Here is a 19,112-nt window from a genome sequence, read left to right as displayed (position 1 = left end):
AAAGAGTTAACAGTTCATAGTAGCATACCACTAAGGGCTTTAACGGTTAGAACAAGTACTCGTTTGTGCTGCTTAGTAATTCCCGCTATTTCTATGCAACCTTTTTAGACGGATAGCACCGGCAAGGAGACTCGGTACCGTATCGGTTTCACGGGTCTTCATTGTCGTGACCAAACAAGCTACGACCTTTGAAGCATTAAAAAAAGCTGGTCCACATTTTAGTAAAAAAGACTTTTACCAATCACATCCATTTTAAGGGCTTAACCCTAACAAACGAGGAGGCAAATGCTTATGAAAAAAGTTGTAGTGACAGGAATAGGGATCGTATCACCTAATGGAATTACAAGAGAAAGTACTTGGGAAAGCATTCTTAATCTAGAGAGTGGGATTATTCCATCAAAACATGAAAATACAAAATTTGTTGGGGAAGTTGATGACATTTTCAATGAACCTTTGTCTACAAAAGAAAGGCGCTATATGGACCGGTGCACCCAATTAGCCTTGATCGCTTCTAGGGAAGCTATTGAAGATGCCAACCTTGAAATGAATGATGAGAATAGTGAAAACATATCTGTTTTTGTTGGAAGCTCCGTCGGTGGGATTCGTGCCCTCGCCGATGAATTTGGTGCAGCAGCATTAGCCGGCGTCGACCAAATGACGATGCTCGTTATCCCGAGAAATCTCATCAATATGATCACTGCAAACATAAGTATTGATTTAGGTATAAAAGGCGAAACTCTCGCTTATTCTCTTGCCTGCGCTTCCGGTACCGTTGCTATAGGGGAAGCCTTTAAGAAAATCCAGCAAGGGAACCAAAAAATGATATTGGCCGGTGGGACAGAGGCTTGTGTCATTCCACAAGTTATTGAGGCTTTCAGAAAGTTAAGAGCTTTAACTAATTCCAAGACTATAGATAAAGCTAGCATACCTTTTTCGAAAGATCGATCGGGATTTGTGATGAGTGAAGGTGCTGCTTTCCTAGTTCTTGAAGAACTTAATCATGCAAAAGAACGAGGCGTTCACATTTATTGTGAAGTAAAAGGCTATGGGAGTTCCTCAGACGCTAAATCATTGCTAGCTCCCGATATGAATGGTATTACACGCTGCATGGAGAATGCATTAATGGATGCCAAAATCGCCTCTAATGAAATAGAATACATTAATGCTCACGGCACCTCAACTAAATTAAATGATTTAACAGAGTCAGCAGCGATTAAAGCGTTGTTTAGTCATAACCCTTTAGTCGCATCCACTAAGTCTATACATGGACATGCTTTAGGAGCAGCTGGAGCAATTGAAACAGCGCTATGTTCTATGATGATAAGCAGAGGAAAATTGATACCTACTATCAATGTACGAAGTGAAGAGGTGGATGAGGACATTGATGTGAATCTTCTTTTAGAAAAAACCGCTAACTACAACGGCGGGGAAATTTTAAATAATTCTTTTGCATTTGGCGGTCATAATGCATCCCTCTTATTGTCATCATTTCAAAATTAAAAATGGATATATTTCTTTTAAACATTAAGGCTTCCATAATAGAATTTTCACCTAAAATAAATCTATCGCTGCGAACGATAAATCGTTTAAATAAAGCTTCTCATCCAGTGAAGAGGCTCCACCTTCTGTATAGTGATTTACTTTTACAGTATGTGCTTATTAAGAAACAGGGAATAAAACATCCGTTAAAAATACATTATAATGAAAACGGAAAACCTTTTTTATTAAAGGATTACTTTAGCCTATCTCATTGCAATGAATGGATTATGTGTGCGTATGACAATAAAGGGTTAATAGGAGCCGACATAGAAGCGTACAAAGAATATAATCAAGAATTGGCTCAATTTTTTTTTACAGATAACGAGTTAAGCCACTTACTAAGTCTTTCTCCTCACTCAAGAAATATCTTTTTCTTGGACACTTGGACGTTTAAAGAAAGTTATGTGAAATGTAAAGGGATTCGGCTAATTGATATTATGAGAACCCTCAATACCCCGTTAACAGTCAATTACTTCAAAAGGAATTGTTTAGAAGTAAATGGTGAATCCTTATATTATGTCCGAGGTTTTATTGAAGGTTATAGTTGGTGTGTCCTAAGCGAAGAAAGCTTTGATTACAACATACACTTACTAGGTTGTTCACAACTCATTGATGCTTTAGAGCATTACTAGGAGGCGTTATGAAGAGCAGTTATATGGAAAAGCATTTTCACACACTTTACAAGCAGAGAGATGAAATGTCCATTGCGATGGAACCTTTTAAAGGGGAAGAATGGAAAAGACCCTGTGAAAATAAATGGTCGTTTGGAGAAACGTACTACCATTTATTTTTAATGATCAAACGTTTTATACAGCTAAATAAGCTGTATTTGCCATTGTCCAAACCGATCGCTGCAATAAGGAAAAACAAGCCTTATGAAACGCACAGTAAAGACATATACAAGGAATATAACAATAAGCATAACAAGCCAATGAAAGCGCCAAGTATGTTAGTACCACCAAAAGAGATCCAAAAGAACACGTCATTCGCTCAATTAATGACAAGCATAGACGCCGAAACAAAACAATTGGAGACCATGGTCCGTCAAATAAAAGACGAAATCGCTGGCCATATTCGCTATCCAGACCCAATCGCCGATTATCCTAATCTAATACAAAGCATACATTTGCTTTGTATACATGAAAATCACCATTTTCAACTTTGCAAAAAATATTACAAGTTCAATTGATCAAAAACCGTAGGTATCGAATCGACGCCTACGGTTTCCTTTTTTGGAGTTCGTTTTTTTAGTAAGGATCAGACGGCATTCCTTCTTGTTCTGCTTCCTTGACCGCATGTCCTTCTTTGTCGTCTACGCTTTCTTGAACACGTTTGATCGCTTCCTCTAGACGCTTGCCGTAGTCGCGGTCCGCTTCTGTAACATTCTCGATCATTTGCTTTTGGATCCTTTTATCGACGTCGGCCAGGGCATTAGCTAAATTGGCAATTAGTTCGTCCCGTTCCCAGTCAGAAAAACGGCGATACGTTTCACCTGCTTGGCCGAAGTTGTTCGGGCGGCTGATCGCTTCATATTTCACTTCGCCTGATACGTGCGGCGTGTGGTCTGGGTTGACTTTTTCTGCTTCCTTTAAGCCGTTAAGTACAGATGGCTCATAGTTAACGTGTGGATTGATTCCTGGAGGACTATCGACATGATACGTCATTTGCCCATCTCGTTGGTTGGTCGCTACCCGTTTTTTCGGGGCATTGATTGGCAGTTGCAAATAGTTCGGGCCAACGCGGTAACGCTGCGTGTCAGAATAGGAGAACGTGCGTCCTTGCAACAGTTTGTCATCGGAAAAGTCAAGGCCATCGACGAGTACGCCGGTGCCAAAGGCGGCTTGTTCCACTTCCGCAAAATAATTTTCCGGGTTTTTGTTGAGCACCATCTTGCCGACTTTGTGCCAAGGAAACTGGTCTTTATACCAAAGCTTAGTCGGGTCAAGAGGATCAAAGTCCAGCTCTGGATGTTCACCGTCTTCCATCAATTGCACATAAAGCTCCCATTCAGGGTAATCGCCTTTTTCAATTGCTTCATACAAATCTTGCGTCGCATGGTTGAAGTTTTTTCCTTGGATTTGCTCTGCTTCTTTTTGGGTCAAGTTTTTAATCCCTTGTACAGGCTCCCAATGGTATTTAACAAGCATCGCTTTTCCTTCCTCGTTGACCCATTTATACGCATGGACGCCCGATCCTTGCATGTTCCGGTAGTTTGCCGGAATGCCCCACGGGGAGAACACAAACGTGATCATATGGGTCGACTCTGGGCTTTGCGAGACAAAATCGAAAAACCGTTCCATGCTTTGCCGGTTCGTTACTGGATCCGGTTTAAACGCATGGACCATATCCGGGAATTTTAGCGGATCGCGAATGAAAAAAATCTTCAAGTTATTGCCGACTAAGTCCCAGTTGCCATCCTCTGTGTAAAATTTTACCGCAAAGCCACGGGGATCACGAAGTGTTTCAGGGGAATGGATGCCATGAATAACAGAAGAAAACCGGACAAATACAGGCGTTTTCACTTCCGTGTTTGTAAACACTTTTGCTCTTGTGTATTTAGAAATTGGTTCATCTCCTACTTTTCCATACGATTGAAAATAGCCGTGTGCCCCTGCACCGCGGGCATGGACAACTCGCTCCGGAATACGCTCCCGGTCGAAATGGCTAATTTTCTCCAAGAAATCGTAATTCTCTAATGTCATAGGCCCGCGGTTGCCGACAGTGCGTACATTTTGATTGTCTTTCACGGGATGGCCTTGACGGGTTGTCAATGTATCGTTTTTTTCATTTGCGGCTTTGCGCTGATCAAGCGCATCGCCTTGCCCCGTTACATTGGTTCCAAACGAGGGCGACTTTTTTGAATCATCCATTGGTTAGCCAACTCCTTCCTTTTATTCCAGCCTAGCTTTTCCAATAGACGTAAAACTATGCAAAAAAAAGCAGAGAGATTGTTCCCTCTGCTTACACATGTGTCAACTGGACATTGTTTAGAGTCGCAAACACGCCATTTTTGGCGACTAGCTCTTCGTAAGTCCCTTGCTCGGCAATGCCGTCTTTCGTTACGACGACAATATGGTCCGCATGGCGGATCGTCGCTAGTCGGTGGGCGATAACAAGCGTTGTCCGGTCTGCCGCCAACTCTTGCAAGGATTCTTGAATAAGCGCTTCTGTTTCTGTATCTAATGCAGAAGTCGCCTCGTCTAAAATCAAGATAGGCGGATTTTTTAAGAATGTGCGCGCAATCGCAATCCGCTGTTTTTGTCCACCAGACAACTTCAAGCCGCGCTGGCCAATTTGCGTTTCATAGCCTTCCGGCAGCGATTCGATGAGCCCGTCCAAATTCGCCAACTTGGCGGCGCGGTAAATGTCTTCGTCGCTTGCATCGAGTTTGCCATAGCGGATGTTTTCTTTCAGCGTGCCGCTAAATAAAAAGACGTCTTGTTGGACAATGCCAATCTGCGAACGCAGCGACTTCTTCGTCATGTCGCGAATGTCGATGCCATTAATGGCAATAGCGCCGCTGTCTACATCGTAAAAGCGCGGAATGAGCGAGCTAATCGTTGTTTTCCCAGCGCCAGACGGACCAACGAAGGCGACCGTTTTTCCAGCCGGGATAAAGAGATTGAGATCGTTAAGAACCGGCCGATTGTTTTCATAACTGAACGTGACATTGCGAAATTCAATATCACCATTAAGCACAGGCGCCACTTTAGCGTCTGGCTTGTCCTCAATATCTACTTCTGTATCAAGGACTTCAGTGAAACGTTTAAAACCGGCCATCCCTTTTGGATAAAGCTCTAAAATCGCACTAATTTTCTCAATCGGCTTAAACAAAATGTTGATGTAGAGAATGAAGAGGACAAACTCGCCAACATCAAGGGAATTGCTATAGAGCAGCCATGCGCCGACAAGGAGCACAGATAAAATCATCAGCCGCGTTGCTAAAAAGATGCCTGAAGATGTATAGCCCATCACTTTGTAGCCGCCTACTTTTGCTTTTTGGTAACGACGGTTGTTCTTGCGGAACTCCTCAACTTCATGGGCTTCGTTCGTAAACGATTGGACAACGCGCATGCCAGAAACGCTGTCCTCTACACGAGCATTCACATCGCCAATTTCCGCATACATTTTCGACCATGCCTGATTCATTTTTATATTGGTATAAGTAATCAAGGCAATCAGGAACGGGACAAATACAAGCGCTACAATAGCCAACGCCGGGTTCACATAAAACATAATGCCAAAAGCACCTACAAACGTCATTAACGCAATAAATAAGTCCTCGGGGCCATGATGCGCTAATTCGCCAATGTCAAACAGGTCATTTGTAATGCGGCTAATAATGTGGCCTGTTTTCGTATTGTCAAAGTAACGGAACGATTGGCGCTGGATGCTTTCAAACAAATCTTGGCGCATGTCCGTCTCAATGTGGATCCCGAGCTTATGCCCAAGAAAATTGACATTGTATTGTAAGTACGCGCTGATTAAATAGGTGAGCAACAGCCCCCCTGATACCCAGACGACCTTGTCCCACTCTTGTTGTGGCAAAAGCGTGTTAATGAACCATTGGACGACAATAGGAAAAAACAAATCTAAAACAGCGACGACAATGGCGCTGAAAAAGTCAATAAAAAACAACTTTTTATGCGGTACATAATAGGAAAAAAAACGTTTAATCATTGCTCCAACCTTCTTTCTGATCTAACAGGCCGGCAACCCCCTCTTTTATTTAACCAAGAACTGTTTTGAATTGCAAAATAAACGTTCATACATTTGATACTTGTTAGCAGCGCAGCCATTCTATAAGTCAACAAACACAACGAACGGCACCGAAAAACCTATTAACTAATCGCTAACAGGTTCTTCGAGGTCTTCACCAATTGTTATCACTTCCGTTTCCAGCTCAACGCCAAACTTGTCTTTTACCGTTTGCTGAACATGGCGGACAAGGCTCATATACTCTGTAGCAGTCGCATTATCCACATTTACAATAAAGCCAGCATGTTTTTTTGACACTTCAGCTCCACCGATGCGTGTCCCTTGGAGGCCGCTGTCTTGGATCAACTTGCCAGCAAACATGCCAGGCGGACGCTTAAACACGCTACCGCATGATGGGTATTCGAGTGGTTGTTTCGTTTCCCTTGCAATCGTCAACTCATCCATTTTTGCTTGTATTTGCGCCTGGTCGCCTTTTTGCAGTCGGAACGTGCCCTCCAAGGCGATATAACGTTTTGCCGAAAACACACTTTTACGGTAATCAAAATCAAACTCTTCTTTCAAGAGCGTTTTAAACTCCCCTTGTTCTGTTAATACCAATACACTTTCAAGCACATCGGCAATCTGTCCGCCATAAGCACCGGCATTCATATAAAACGCACCGCCTACCGTGCCAGGAATGCCACAAGCAAACTCAAGCCCAGTCAGCCCTGCATCACGGGCTTTCCGTGACGCTTCAATGATCGTCGCCCCTGTCTGCGCGACTAACTCTACTCCTGTGCATGTGATCGTATTGAGCTTTTTTAAGCTTAATGTAATTCCACGAATGCCACCGTCTTTTACAATTACATTTGAACCGTTACCGAGCAACGTAACAGGAACACCATGTTCATGGGCAAACTTCAAAACGGTTTGTGTTTCCTCATACGATTGAGGCGTAATAAACAAATCGGCTGCACCGCCCATTTGCGTATACGTATGTTTGCATAATCGCTCATTTTCATGGATCGTTCCTTCTGGCAATAACGTCCATAAAGGCTTGCATATTTCAATATATCGTTTCATCATCATCTTCCTCTAACCTAATCATTTCAAAAATGACGGACGCCTATCATTAGCTATATATGCGCCATCCTCATTTGTCGTGCGTCAGTTGTTTTTAGGAAGCATTTCCTCTTTCACTGATCGCGGCTCCTTCATTATGACGGATTTGCGCAAAAAAAAACAGACCATACATCATTTTCGTCTGTTTTTCATTACTTTCACAGACTTTTCCGAAGCTATTTAGGCCGCTTAAGGGAATAACGCAAGCCTAGCCCTGCGTAGTTCGGCCCCGCTAGTCGGGCAACAGGTTGAAGACCGTCCATATCGATGCCATTCGTCTCCGTGTCTACAACGTCCTCCGCAATATGCATAGCCAAGACACGAGCAATAAGCAAATCAAATGAAACATCCCCTGCATCGTTTTTGGTCGGCAAGTGGGATTCAAGCTTACACTCAAACCGAATACGGGCTTCCTTAATTGCTGGCACTGAGACCGTCACACTAGGCGTCAAATGAAAAGACGTCCGTTCCAGCTCACTCTCATCTGGCCCAAGCGTTGCTGCTGTCTCATTCATATCGCCTACGATTTTTTCACTGACGGCATGAATCACCATTTCTTTCATGGCAACCGCATTGCGCGCCGTATCTTTCATTTGCCCCTCACGCCTGCCCACAGCAATGGACAAAAGTGGCGGATCGCTAGCAAGCATCGTAAAAAAGCTGAATGGTGCGGCATTCACCACGCCTCCTTTTTCCGTTACCGTCGTGACCAACGCAATCGGGCGAGGCACAATCGCCCCGCTCATCCAGCGGTAGCGGTCTCTTGCTGATAGTTCGTCCATTCGCAGTAAACGCATGACATCCCCTCCATTTGCCTTTTGTTTTCATTGTCCCTGTTTTTGTCGAATGGTTCAAGAGAAAGGATCACGTTTACCTTCCTCCGCTTTCGCCAATACTGAAGCTGAGGTGATAGAAAGTGGAAGAGCTCATTTCCATCTCAGGACGAACGATCGTTATGTTTGTTGCAGTCCTGCTTTTTTTCCGCTTAACAGGCAAAAAAGACGTCGGCGAAGTAAGCGTCCTTGATATCATTATTACAATCATGGTCGCAGAGCTAGCTGTCATTTTAATTGAAGATACAAAGATGCCTCTCATTCGCGGCCTGACTCCGATTGCGCTGCTCATATTATTGTCCCGTATTTTTTCCTATCTGCAAGTTAAAAATCAGCGTTTTCGCGACATCGTTGATGGCAAACCGGTACTGTTAATACGAGATGGCGTTTTTATCGAGGAAAATTTATTTAAACAAAACTACAACATCGATGACATTATGATGCAGCTGCGTGATAAAGACATTGCCGACATTCAAGAAGTGGATTGGGCGTTGTTAGAGTCATCTGGTTCATTGTCTGTGTTTAAAAAAGACGACAACAGCCCCCTTTCACTCCCGCTTATTATGGATGGCATCCTCCAACATAAGCATTTAGACATTCTCGATATTCCAGAAGAAGAAGTTCATCAAGCACTGCGTGAAGAGGGCATTCACGACATTCGTGATGTTTTTTATTGCAGTCGTTTCCAAGGAGATTTTTTCATCCAGAAAAAAAACAGTGCAACGACAGACTAAAATGCTAGAAAACGGGTACATGTATGACAAAGTATGGAAAACGATTCCTTCGTTGCCAATTGGAAAGTGATTTTAAGCTGAAAGGTGGACATGGCATGCCCCGTTACGAAAAAGCCATTCTGCTCTACAATAGGAACGCAGGGCAAGGAGACGTCAACGAACTACTCCAACAAATATTGGCAACACTTGCTCCTGAAGTAAGAGAGCTGACATTCATCCAGACGCAAGCGCCAGGCGAAGCAAAACAACGATGCAAACAGTTGTCTGAGGACATTGAACTGTTAATCATTGTTGGCGGTGACGGCACTGTGCATGAATGCGTCAACGGTTTGATGATGGGAGACAACCAACCAACTGTGGCAATTGTGCCAGCTGGCACGTGCAATGATTTGGCTAGAAGCTTGCAAATTCCCACAGTAGACGACGCCCTCACGGCAGCTGTAAACGGCACAACTGTTGCGATTGACATCGGCCAACAAAACGACAGCTATTTTGCCAACTTTTCTGGAGTAGGCATGATTGCCGAGGCTTCAAAAGAAATAGAAGCGGAGACAAAAGCACGGTTTGGAAAACTGGGGTATATCATCAGCGCGATTCGATCGATCAAAGAACCAAAACCATTTTCGTACACGATCACAACAGCAAAAGGAGAAACATATAGCGGCGATGCAGTCATGATCTTAGCGATGAACGGTCAATACATTGGCACAATCGGCTTATTCTTAAAAGACATCTCCCTTTCAGACGGCAAACTTCATCTGTTTATTGTCAAAGAGGCAGGCTTCACGCTCTTAAAAAATATGTACAGCCACGCTTTCACCGATGAAAATTGGCTTAACGACGCAGAAGGGATCGAAGCACTCGAACTAGATCAATTTACGCTCACATGCCGCCAAACACTCGATGTCGACAGCGATGGCGAAATCAATGAACAGACACCCGTCTCCTATACACTTCATACACAGGCCCTTGCTTTTATTACAGGACAACAAGAAAAAGACCGAGGGAGCGATGAGGAAAGGGAAACCGGTTTGTTTCTTTAAAACGTAAACGTTAAGCGGTGGTTGACAGCGAGATCAGACGTTAATCGTTTGGAAATGGCCTAGGTATCCAATGGAGAGAAAAACACCTTCGATTTCGACTGTACATTGCAGTGAACACGAAGGTGCTTGTTTTCTTATTCAAGATTGGCGTGCTTGCCATACATTTGCTTTGAGTTCAGCTCTCGTTTCTCCATAAAACGCAGGATCACTGCATCATAGAAAAGAAGAGAGGTTTGTTCAAAAAGTGAGCCCATTGGTTGAATGGTTTCGTATTGGCTGTCTTCTTCTCGATCCTTTGGTGCTCCTGGTAGGATCACCTTTAAATCTGCAAGTTTTCCAATCGTAGATTCTGGAGATAGCGTCACTGCAGCGACTGCACCGCCCAAACTTTTCGCTTTTTCTACGATTGGAATCAAGGTCTTCGTTTCTCCTGAGCCGGTCCCAACTATCAGTAGATCACCTTCTTCAAGATTCGCTGTCACTGTCTCTCCGACTGCATAAGCATCAATGCCCATATGCATCATGCGCATGACAAACGATTTACCCATAAAGCCAGAACGACCAGCCCCCGTTACAAAGACTTTTTTCGCTTTAAAAATGGCTTCGACTAGCTGGTCAGCCTCCGTCTCAGAGATGGCTTGCACCGTTCCCTGGAGCTCCTGAATAATCGCCTTAAGATACTCAGTGGTGTTCATGGTTACCCTTGGTTGATAAGTGCTTTGATTTCTTGTGCAGCTGTTTTCTTATCTTCTTTAGACGTAATGCCACCCCCAACGATGACAAGGTCTGGTTGAGCTTTGATCACTTCTGGAAGAGTCTCAAGCTTGATACCGCCAGCAATCGCTGTTTTTGCATTTTTAACGACAGTTTTAATTTTGCGAAGATCTTCGAAAGAATCTTTTCCTTCTGCTTGAAGATCATATCCAGTATGAACGCAGATATAGTCTACTCCGAGCTGATCCAATTCTTTTGCACGTGTTTCGATGTCCTTCACGGCAATCATATCAACTAGGATTTCTTTTCCCTCTTCTTTAGCTGCTTCAACAGCACCACGGATGGAGCTATCTTCTGCTGCACCTAGAATCGTTACGATGTCAGCTCCAGCAGCTGATGCTTGTTGTACTTCATATCCAGCAGCATCCATGATTTTCACGTCTGCCAGGACTGTTAAGTTTGGATAAGCCTTTTTCATTGCACGTACAGCTTCGTGACCTAAGCTATTAATGATTGGCGTTCCAATTTCTACTACATCAATAGAATCTTGAACTTCCGCTACAAGCTCAATCGCTTCTGGTATGTTAACAAGATCTAATGCTAATTGTAATTTCATGTGCACAATCTCCCTTAGTAAATGTGATTTGACAGAGCGTACCTAGTCTTGCCAATTTCGGTTAGACTATTTACTTCGCTGCCTGGATGCCATTATACTAAGTACACATTAAGTTTGAAAGTACGCACATTTCACACATATAGTGTATAAAAGTATACTTTGACTAATCGTTAAAGGGATGAACGCTATGCCTAATCTAGGAGAACGAACATTTAATTGTGAAAAAGAGCTGACTCTATCGGTCATTGGAGGTAAATGGAAAATGTTGATTCTTTGGCATTTAGGCAAAGAAGGGACGAAACGCTTTGGAGAGCTGAAAGCCCTGATGCCTGGAATAACCCAACGAATGCTAGTGAATCAACTGCGCGAACTAGAGGATCATCAAATTCTTCACCGTGAAGTGTATCCTGTTGTTCCACCTAAGGTTGAATATTCCCTTACTGAGCACGGAAGAAGTTTAATGCCTATATTAGATGCGATGTATGAATGGGGCAGGGATTACATCGAGAATGTACTAGAAAAAGAATGATTGTTAGCAACCGATTTGCAGCTGTTCTTCTTGATTAAGGGGAACGGCCTTTTTGTCGTTCCCTTTAACACACATAGTAAGAAATTGCACACTATCTGCAAAAAAAGTGCGTACTTACAGGATCTGAACACGAGGACTATACTAAGTCAAGACAGGCAAGGTGAATCTATTTTTTACGACAAAGGATGCGTTTTAGATGGAATCCACATCATTTATTTTATTTGGAGCAACTGGAGATTTGGCAAATCGAAAAATTTATCCAGCCCTCTTTAATCTTTATATGGACAAGAAGCTTCCAGCATCGTTTTCTATTATAGGTGTTGGGAGAGAGCCGCTCTCAAAAGAAGCGTATCAAGCAAACATCATTGATTCTCTATATAAATTTTCAAGACATTCAACCGATGATAAGCGACAGAAGTTGGCATTTGTAAAACAGTTCTCATATATCAGCTTAGATCTGACGAAAGAAGCTAGCTATCAGGAGCTATCCACTCATGTACGACGATTAGAATCGGAAAATAAGCTTCAAGAAAATCGAATCTTTTACTTATCGGTGGCTCCTGAATTGTTTGATGTGATTACAACAAACATCAAACAAAGTGGCTTAGCAAACACCAAGGGATGGAAAAGAGTCATGATTGAAAAACCATTTGGTCATGACCTTCAATCGGCTCGGCAATTAAACCACATTGTTCAGCAAGCGTTTAGTGAGGAGGAGATTTTCCGGATTGACCACTATCTCGGAAAGCCGATGGTTCAAAATCTTGAAACACTTATCTCCGTCAATCCGATCTTGCAGTCAATCTGGCGAAAAGACATGATTTCGAATGTGCAGATTACCGCGAACGAGACGGTAGGAGTTGGGTCAAGAGCTGCGTATTATGAGCAAACTGGCGCGCTCCGCGATATGGTGCAAAATCACATGCTGCAATTAGTGATGATGACGGCTGTCCAAATGGCCGAGAGAGAAGACGCAGCTAAACTGCGAAGTGAAAAGATTAACTTAATGAAAGCCATTCAAATCATACCAGAGCGTGACGTGGTCCGGGGACAGTACGCACGATTAGACGTAGATCATCATTCCGTCATTACAGGCTATAGAGAAGAGGCAGGCGTCGATTCATTCTCAACGGTTGATACATTTGTTGCTGCTCGACTTACCATTCAAACCCCTTTGTGGGAAGGCATCCCTTTCTTTATTCGCACGGGCAAGCGACTCAATAAAAAAGAGACGAAGATTGTCGTTGAATTTAAAAACTTGAGTGGGAAGACGAATGAAGGAGAACCAAACCTCCTCATTATTAGGATCAACCCAAATGATGGGGTCACTCTTCAGTTGAACAGCAAACACCCACTAACAGGTGAGTTAGAGCCCATTCAGATTAATTTTTCATCCAGTGATAGAGAGATCCCAGAGGCTTACGAATATTTGCTTGCCGATGCAATAAAGGGCAATCCCTTTTACTTTACACACTGGAATGAAGTAGAACTAGCTTGGCAAGCCGTTCAACCAATCATCGAGAATTTTGAGACGAATGCCATCCCCCTTCATCTATATCCAGCAGGGTCCAATGGACCAGAAGCAGCAAATCAATTAGTAAATACACACGGATACAAATGGTGGTAATTTGAAGACAGAAAAAGAACCAATTTTAAAGCGTTTAGGAAGATCTATTTAAATCTAGTAGCCGTATAATATTTATCACCTGACCATCTAAAACTGAGGGAAGTCTCTTAGTAAATGAAACCTCTGGATCTGTTTCGCAAGTGCTCATAGAGAATCAACACTTGTCTAAGCCTGGATAGGCAAGTCCAGACCGATTGACTTTGGAGCTGGAGGGGTTTTCCTCCTAACTCCAGGTCGCTCATTTTTTCTAGTTCATCGTCGCCAAAACAGGCACCGCCTACACTAGGTTGTTTCCAACCCTTTCAGGTTGGCCCAAGGCAGAATATGCTTTTTATCGGACTTTGAACTATCTACTCTATCATTCATTCGATCTGTCTTCTCCATATACCGTCACATCTCAATTCTCTCTCTTACTTTCCTCCATTCCCTGCACATAATATATAACTGCCTCATACATGAATGCTGCTAAATCTCCTTGCTCACTGAACCGATTAAAATACTGCTTGAACCGGGCATCGGCTTGATACGTGTTGGCGATACACGTTAATAAGTGTGCGTCGCATGACATCGACTGCTCGAGGATTCCCCGCCACTCGTCGACGAGTGGCTGTACTTCCGCCGCATCCGGCGTGAGATGCATGCAGGCGGCAATCTTTCGGAACACGCCCTCCATATGGTGCCACCGGCGTTCTTTTTCGGGGGAGGACAATTCTTGCAGCTTCTTGTCATAGGACTGGTAAGCTTCCGTCTCGCCGTAGCGCCATCTCGCTTCTCGATCATATTGCTCTGGCAAGGGCAAAATCGCAGAATCATGGAAAATACCAAGATGGTAAACATCCTTTCCAGCCACAAACTCCTCCAATGCCGTGGAGATCCGCTCTAAGCGCTGTTTTTTCAAACGTAACGTGCGGTTGTGCTGCTTTAATACTTGTCGCTGCTCCTCAAGTGGAAGCTTCAAGATGGCTGCAATCTCTTTCAGAGGCATATCCATTTCCTTCAGGAACAAGATCGTCTGTAGTTTAGCTAAGCTTTCCTGATCGTAATAGCGATAGCCATTGTCGGCGACGAGCGTAGGCTTCAGCAGCTCGATCTCGTCATAATAATGCAAGGTTCTGGTGGTAATGCCGGTGATATGCACGATGTCTTTAACCGCTAATAATGGTTGTTTCATTCCAGTATCCCCTGACGTCGTCCAGGATTTGAGCCGCTGGGGTGATAGTTGCTTCGACGATCGATTTCCCCGTCTTCTCTAGATAGTATCGTACTAAATAATATCCGCAAGCATAACCGGCGGAATAAGGCATGCCGACTGGCATGAAATTCTGGAGCTTTGCCAATTCGTCGCCGTACAGATACGGCGCGATTCGGTCAAACCCTGTTACATCCAGCTGTTCCTTCAATACAGGTTTGATCTGGCGATTTAGTGTTTCGGCGTCCGTTTTCGACACCCAAGGGCCGAGAAGCTCCTCCCCATACAGTAAGGTTGCAAAATTTTCCGCCAGCCCTTCGCTAACGATCAGCTCGCCTAGAGTAACCGTGTGGTCCCACTGGATATACTGGTAACGTACGTTATGATTGACTTCATGGGCCAGTGCTGCCTTCATCCGGGGCAGCGTATAAGCATTTGGAATTAACGTACATAAAATATATCCAGGAATTCCCCCGTCGCCGCTATAACCCTCGTTTAGCAGCAAAGACTGGCTCTTCGGGTTGCCTAGCAGAACGGTGAACAAGTACTCGGATACCGGGAGTTTCACGCCGTTTTCTGTAAATTGGCCCAGGCTCCGGGCCACGACTGCTTCGCATTCCTGCCAAAACGTATCAGACGATATCAGTTCGAGTTCCGTGGAAATCTCAGGTGTCATCTCTTCCGGCGCACGGAATATGAAATTATTGATTGTCATCACGTCAAAACCGCCTGGATCGGCAGCCTTATATGGAACATGCTGCGTCTCCCATTTTTTCATGAATGGGGCCAACATCTTTTCCCGGTATAACTCTGTTTTCTCTGCTGGCGGAACTTCCATCACTCGGTGGTAAATGTGGTCTGAGCGTAGTGCTTGAATGTTCATATCGTTTCACCTCTACGTTTTGATCATTCAAAGTGTGAAGTATTACGTAACGTGAGAGTCAAGCCTTTATTTTCGTGGTCAATAAATACACCAAGCCCTGCTAGATACAGCTGGCTCCGACTATACCACTCAGATTGCTTCGCAACCACACGTTTACAACCAAAGATGGGACGGATTTTTTTACCGCTATTACGAATTGGCCCTTTTTCTTCCCCTTCAACGGCAAGAATGAAGAAGAATAACTGCTTAACTTTTTTTCAACCATTATGGTAAGATGAAATGCTAAACTAATTTTATAACTTGGGAGTGAGCTCCATGCAGAGTCATTCAAATCCGCCACGTAAAAGTGATGAAGATCTTCAGAAGGTCACAGTTGGTGAGCGTAAACCCCACAATGCGCCTGTTACCCTCCTAGAGTACGATCCAGAGTGGCCTAATCAATTCGATCGAGAGGCTAGCCGAATTCGTTCTGTGCTCGGAAACAAGGCATTGCAACTCGAACATGTTGGCTCAACTTCGGTTCCGGGCCTTTGTGCCAAGCCAATCATTGATATACTACTAGTTGTAAACGATTCTGCTGACGAGACGACTTATGTGCCGGACTTAGAAAAAGCCGGTTACACACTACGCATTCGGGAACCTGAATGGTTTGAACATCGTTTATTCAAAGGGCCAGATACAGACATCAACCTGCATGTATTCAGCGAAGGCGCTTCTGAAGTCAATAGAATGTTACGTTTCCGTGATTGGCTCCGAAGCAACAATGCCGACCGGGATAAGTACGCAAGCGTCAAACGCCACCTTGCTCAACGTCAATGGCGCCACGTGCAACATTATGCTGATGCGAAAAGCACGATCGTCCAGGAAATCATGGAGCGAGCAAACTCGGTTGAGTAGAACGCTTGGCATACCGTGATTATCTTGTAACATAGAACGCTAACAACAAGTAACCTTCATTCCGTTGCAATAGTACCGCTATCCATGTTGCCTATGTTCTCCCACAAAGGGTAAAACCACCATGCGTGGGAATTAGAGCGAAAACGAGCGAAGCTGTTTTTACCGGCATGTTGCAGCTTCGCTCGTAGTAAAACCTCCGTTACACAACATTTTAAATGCTCCGTTCTTTGATCTGTCGCACTATTTTCTTTTTAAAACATTCAAATGGAACCCTTTCTGTTTCTGGTTTCCCGTACTGTCTAACCGTGACTGTTTCTTCTTTTAATTCGTTGTCACCTAGCACGATCGTATAAGGGATTTTTTGCATTTGTGCTTTTCTTATTTTGTAACCTAGTTTTTCATCATCTTCATCAATGTTTACCCTTACCCCTACTTGTTTCAGTTCTGATTGTATCGTTAAACAATAGTCCAAGTGAACGTGGGAAACAGGGACAATTTGTACTTGTACCGGCGCAAGCCAAACAGGAAAAGCACCCGCAAAATGTTCGATTAAAATTCCTAAAAAGCGGTCAATTGAACCAAATACAGCACGGTGAATAACAACTGGACGCATTTTTTCGTTTTGTTTATCTATATAGGATAAATCAAACTTTTCAGGTAGTTGGAAATCAAGTTGAACCGTGGCGCATTGGTGGCTGCGTTGAATGGCATCTTTAATGTGAATATCAATTTTCGGACCATAAAACGCCCCATCGCCTTCATTGACTTTATAAGCATAATTAAGTTTTTGCAGTACATTCTCTAAAGCAGTTTCAGCCCGCTCCCAAAGGGCTTCACTCCCCATAAAATCATCTGGACGTGTTGATAATTCAATTTCGAACTTAAACCCAAATACTTGGTAGACATGGTCGATTATTTTTAATGCAAGTGTGATTTCCTCTTCAATTTGTTGCGGTGTCACGAAAATGTGGGCATCATCTTGGCAAAATGTACGGACACGCAATAAACCATTCAAGGCACCACTGAATTCATGACGATGCACTTGGCCAAACTCTGCCATGCGAATCGGTAAATCCCGGTACGAATGCAGCCCATTTTTAAAAATGAGCATATGGCCAGGGCAATTCATCGGTTTTAGCGCAAATTGTTGCTCATCCACTTGTGTAAAATACATATTCTCTTTGTAATGGTCCCAGTGACCAGATTGTTCCCATAGCCGTTGATTCATCATGATCGGCGTGCGAACTTCTTTATAGTCGTATTCGGCTTGAAGATTTCGCAAAAAAGATTCAAGCTCATTTCGGATAATTTGACCATTGGCAAGATAGAAAGGCATTCCTGGAGCTTCTTCTGAGAACATGAATAATTCCAGCTCTTTTCCAAGCTTACGGTGATTTCTCTTTTCTGCTTCCTCTAGAAAGGCAAAATAATCTTGTAACTCATCTTTTGTCGCAAACGCAACACCATAAATACGTTGAAGCATTTGATTATCGCTATTGCCCCGCCAATATGCACCAGACACTTTCGTTAACTTAAAATGCTTGATTTTGCCTGTTGAAGGTATATGAGGACCACGACATAAATCATAAAAATCACCTTGTTCGTACACAGTCACTGTTTCTTCTGGCGGTATATCTTCAAGCAACTCCAGTTTTAAAGGGTCCTGTTTAAACAACTGTTTAGCTTTTTCGCGCGTAACTTCCTTACGTGTTATCTCCATGTTCTCTTTAATGATTTGCTTCATCATCTGTTCAATTTTTGGCAAATCACTGACGGTAATCGGTTGGTCCAACGCCACATCATAAAAAAATCCATCTCCGATGACAGGACCCACGCCTAAATGAACAGCCGGGTATAATCGCTTTAATGCATGTGCCAATAAGTGGGCTGTTGAATGACGAAGCACTTCTATTCCTTCTTTTGAAGTGACATCATATAAGGAAATATGAGCGTTTTCTGTGATTGGACGTGCTAAATCGGAAGGAACACCATTTATACATCCAACAATCGTTTTTTTGTAAAGACTCGGACTAATGGATTGTGCAAGCTCAGCCAGTGTTACACCTTGCGGAAATTGCTTTCTCTTTCCATCTGGAAATTGAATCGCTATTAATGGTTTACTCATAATAAGAAGCACTCCTTTTAAAGTAAATAAAATAAAAACACACCCATCCCTCAAGAAGGGACGAGTGCGTTCTACCCGTGGTTCCACCCAATTTCCCATAAGCTAAAAAGAAAAACTTATGGCTTTGGTGCTGTAACGTAGCATAAACGGTATTAGATACTAAGTTCCCCAATACAGCTCAAAGGTGGTAAATTATTTTCCTAAGCTAGGAAGATCACAGCTTACCCTTCCCTCTCTGAAAACCGTAAAAATAATTCCTGTCCTTTTCATCGCTCTTTCTTTGTAATTGTAAAAACACAAAAACGCACTCATCCCCCAAGAAGGGACGAGTGCGTTCTACCCGTGGTTCCACCCAATTTCCCATAAGTTAAAAAGAACTTACGGCTCTGGTGCTGTAACGTAGCATAGACGGTATTGGGTACTTCATTCTCCAATACAGCTCAAAGGTGGTAAGTTACTCTCCTGCGTTAGGAAGATTTCAGCTCTCCTTCCCTCTCTGGAAACCGTAAAAAGTAACTCATATCCTTATCAGTGCTTTTAAAAAATCAAACGATACTGTTAAA

The 19,112-nt window shown here is 43.3% G+C and carries 17 protein-coding genes and 2 other annotated features; of the genes, 8 read left to right on the top strand and 9 right to left on the bottom strand.

Annotated features, from left to right (window positions below):
* Positions 1 to 291: 291 nt before the first annotated feature.
* The 3 genes from N6H06_RS00850 to N6H06_RS00840 are packed head-to-tail and all read left to right on the top strand — an operon-like array spanning position 292 to position 2,728.
* Positions 292 to 1,500: a beta-ketoacyl-[acyl-carrier-protein] synthase family protein gene (locus N6H06_RS00850; protein ID WP_062744844.1), complete on the top strand. Its 1,209-nt coding sequence runs from the start codon at positions 292 to 294 to the stop codon at positions 1,498 to 1,500.
* 2 nt (positions 1,501 to 1,502) lie between these two features.
* A complete protein-coding gene (locus tag N6H06_RS23060; RefSeq protein WP_318527483.1) occupies positions 1,503 to 2,171 on the top strand; it encodes a 4'-phosphopantetheinyl transferase family protein in 669 nt (222 codons plus the stop codon).
* Positions 2,172 to 2,179: 8 nt separating this feature from the next.
* Entirely contained in the window at positions 2,180 to 2,728 is a 549-nt protein-coding gene (locus tag N6H06_RS00840; protein ID WP_263705426.1) for a DinB family protein, read from the top strand.
* 58 nt (positions 2,729 to 2,786) lie between these two features.
* Here N6H06_RS00840 and N6H06_RS00835 read toward each other — a convergent pair whose 3' ends face one another.
* The 4 genes from N6H06_RS00835 to N6H06_RS00820 all read right to left on the bottom strand — a co-directional run bounded on the left by N6H06_RS00835 (position 2,787) and on the right by N6H06_RS00820 (position 8,156).
* On the bottom strand, positions 2,787 to 4,409 hold the full coding sequence (locus N6H06_RS00835; RefSeq protein ID WP_263705425.1) for a catalase: 1,623 nt from the start codon (positions 4,407 to 4,409) through the stop codon (positions 2,787 to 2,789).
* 91 nt (positions 4,410 to 4,500) lie between these two features.
* Positions 4,501 to 6,219 carry an ABC transporter ATP-binding protein gene (locus N6H06_RS00830; protein ID WP_263705424.1) on the bottom strand — a complete coding sequence of 573 codons (1,719 nt, stop codon included), beginning with the start codon at positions 6,217 to 6,219 and terminating at the stop codon, positions 4,501 to 4,503.
* A gap of 165 nt (positions 6,220 to 6,384) precedes the next feature.
* A complete protein-coding gene (gene murB, locus N6H06_RS00825; protein ID WP_404830320.1) occupies positions 6,385 to 7,320 on the bottom strand; it encodes a UDP-N-acetylmuramate dehydrogenase in 936 nt (311 codons plus the stop codon).
* A 215-nt stretch (positions 7,321 to 7,535) separates the two neighbouring features.
* Positions 7,536 to 8,156 (bottom strand): flavin reductase family protein, encoded by a 621-nt coding sequence (locus N6H06_RS00820; RefSeq protein WP_062744839.1) that lies wholly within the window; start codon positions 8,154 to 8,156, stop codon positions 7,536 to 7,538.
* 119 nt (positions 8,157 to 8,275) lie between these two features.
* Here N6H06_RS00820 and N6H06_RS00815 point away from each other — a divergent pair, with 119 nt between their 5' ends.
* Both N6H06_RS00815 and N6H06_RS00810 read left to right on the top strand, forming a co-directional pair.
* Complete coding sequence (locus tag N6H06_RS00815; RefSeq protein WP_062744838.1) at positions 8,276 to 8,926, top strand: DUF421 domain-containing protein; 651 nt, start codon at positions 8,276 to 8,278, stop codon at positions 8,924 to 8,926.
* A 95-nt stretch (positions 8,927 to 9,021) separates the two neighbouring features.
* Entirely contained in the window at positions 9,022 to 9,969 is a 948-nt protein-coding gene (locus tag N6H06_RS00810) for a diacylglycerol/lipid kinase family protein (RefSeq protein ID WP_263705422.1), read from the top strand.
* Between the two features lie 134 nt (positions 9,970 to 10,103).
* Here the strand turns inward: N6H06_RS00810 and hxlB are convergent, their stop codons facing one another.
* Together hxlB and hxlA are read right to left on the bottom strand one after the other, a co-directional pair.
* Positions 10,104 to 10,664, bottom strand: coding sequence for a 6-phospho-3-hexuloisomerase (gene hxlB, locus N6H06_RS00805; protein ID WP_212954610.1), 561 nt, complete (start codon positions 10,662 to 10,664; stop codon positions 10,104 to 10,106).
* A 2-nt stretch (positions 10,665 to 10,666) separates the two neighbouring features.
* The gene (gene hxlA, locus N6H06_RS00800; protein WP_062744832.1) at positions 10,667 to 11,299 is read right to left on the bottom strand and encodes a 3-hexulose-6-phosphate synthase; all 633 of its coding nucleotides are present in this window, start codon (positions 11,297 to 11,299) and stop codon (positions 10,667 to 10,669) included.
* Between the two features lie 187 nt (positions 11,300 to 11,486).
* On the opposite strand from hxlA, the gene N6H06_RS00795 reads away from it, so the two are divergent.
* Positions 11,487 to 11,828, top strand: coding sequence for a winged helix-turn-helix transcriptional regulator (locus tag N6H06_RS00795; RefSeq protein ID WP_062744830.1), 342 nt, complete (start codon positions 11,487 to 11,489; stop codon positions 11,826 to 11,828).
* 196 nt (positions 11,829 to 12,024) lie between these two features.
* A complete protein-coding gene (gene zwf / locus N6H06_RS00790; protein ID WP_263705421.1) occupies positions 12,025 to 13,455 on the top strand; it encodes a glucose-6-phosphate dehydrogenase in 1,431 nt (476 codons plus the stop codon).
* 397 nt (positions 13,456 to 13,852) lie between these two features.
* Here zwf and N6H06_RS00785 read toward each other — a convergent pair whose 3' ends face one another.
* Both N6H06_RS00785 and N6H06_RS00780 read right to left on the bottom strand, forming a co-directional pair.
* A complete protein-coding gene (locus N6H06_RS00785) occupies positions 13,853 to 14,626 on the bottom strand; it encodes a MerR family transcriptional regulator (RefSeq protein ID WP_263705420.1) in 774 nt (257 codons plus the stop codon).
* On the bottom strand, positions 14,601 to 15,527 hold the full coding sequence (locus tag N6H06_RS00780; RefSeq protein WP_062744825.1) for a DUF2268 domain-containing protein: 927 nt from the start codon (positions 15,525 to 15,527) through the stop codon (positions 14,601 to 14,603). Before N6H06_RS00780 ends, N6H06_RS00785 begins: the two co-directional genes overlap by 26 nt.
* A 315-nt stretch (positions 15,528 to 15,842) precedes the next feature.
* On the opposite strand from N6H06_RS00780, the gene N6H06_RS00775 reads away from it, so the two are divergent.
* Complete coding sequence (locus tag N6H06_RS00775; protein WP_062744823.1) at positions 15,843 to 16,424, top strand: GrpB family protein; 582 nt, start codon at positions 15,843 to 15,845, stop codon at positions 16,422 to 16,424.
* 211 nt (positions 16,425 to 16,635) lie between these two features.
* Here the strand turns inward: N6H06_RS00775 and thrS are convergent, their stop codons facing one another.
* Positions 16,636 to 18,549, bottom strand: coding sequence for a threonine--tRNA ligase (gene thrS / locus N6H06_RS00770; RefSeq protein ID WP_263705419.1), 1,914 nt, complete (start codon positions 18,547 to 18,549; stop codon positions 16,636 to 16,638).
* 53 nt (positions 18,550 to 18,602) lie between these two features.
* Positions 18,603 to 18,828: a binding site (T-box leader), on the bottom strand.
* Between the two features lie 39 nt (positions 18,829 to 18,867).
* Positions 18,868 to 19,090: a binding site (T-box leader), on the bottom strand.
* Positions 19,091 to 19,112: the final 22 nt, after the last annotated feature.

This window comes from Shouchella tritolerans (assembly GCF_025770735.1).
Lineage (GTDB): Bacteria > Bacillota > Bacilli > Bacillales > Bacillaceae_D > Shouchella > Shouchella tritolerans.
Note: the sequence above shows the minus strand (reverse complement) of the source record. Positions and strands in the feature narration are given on the sequence as shown.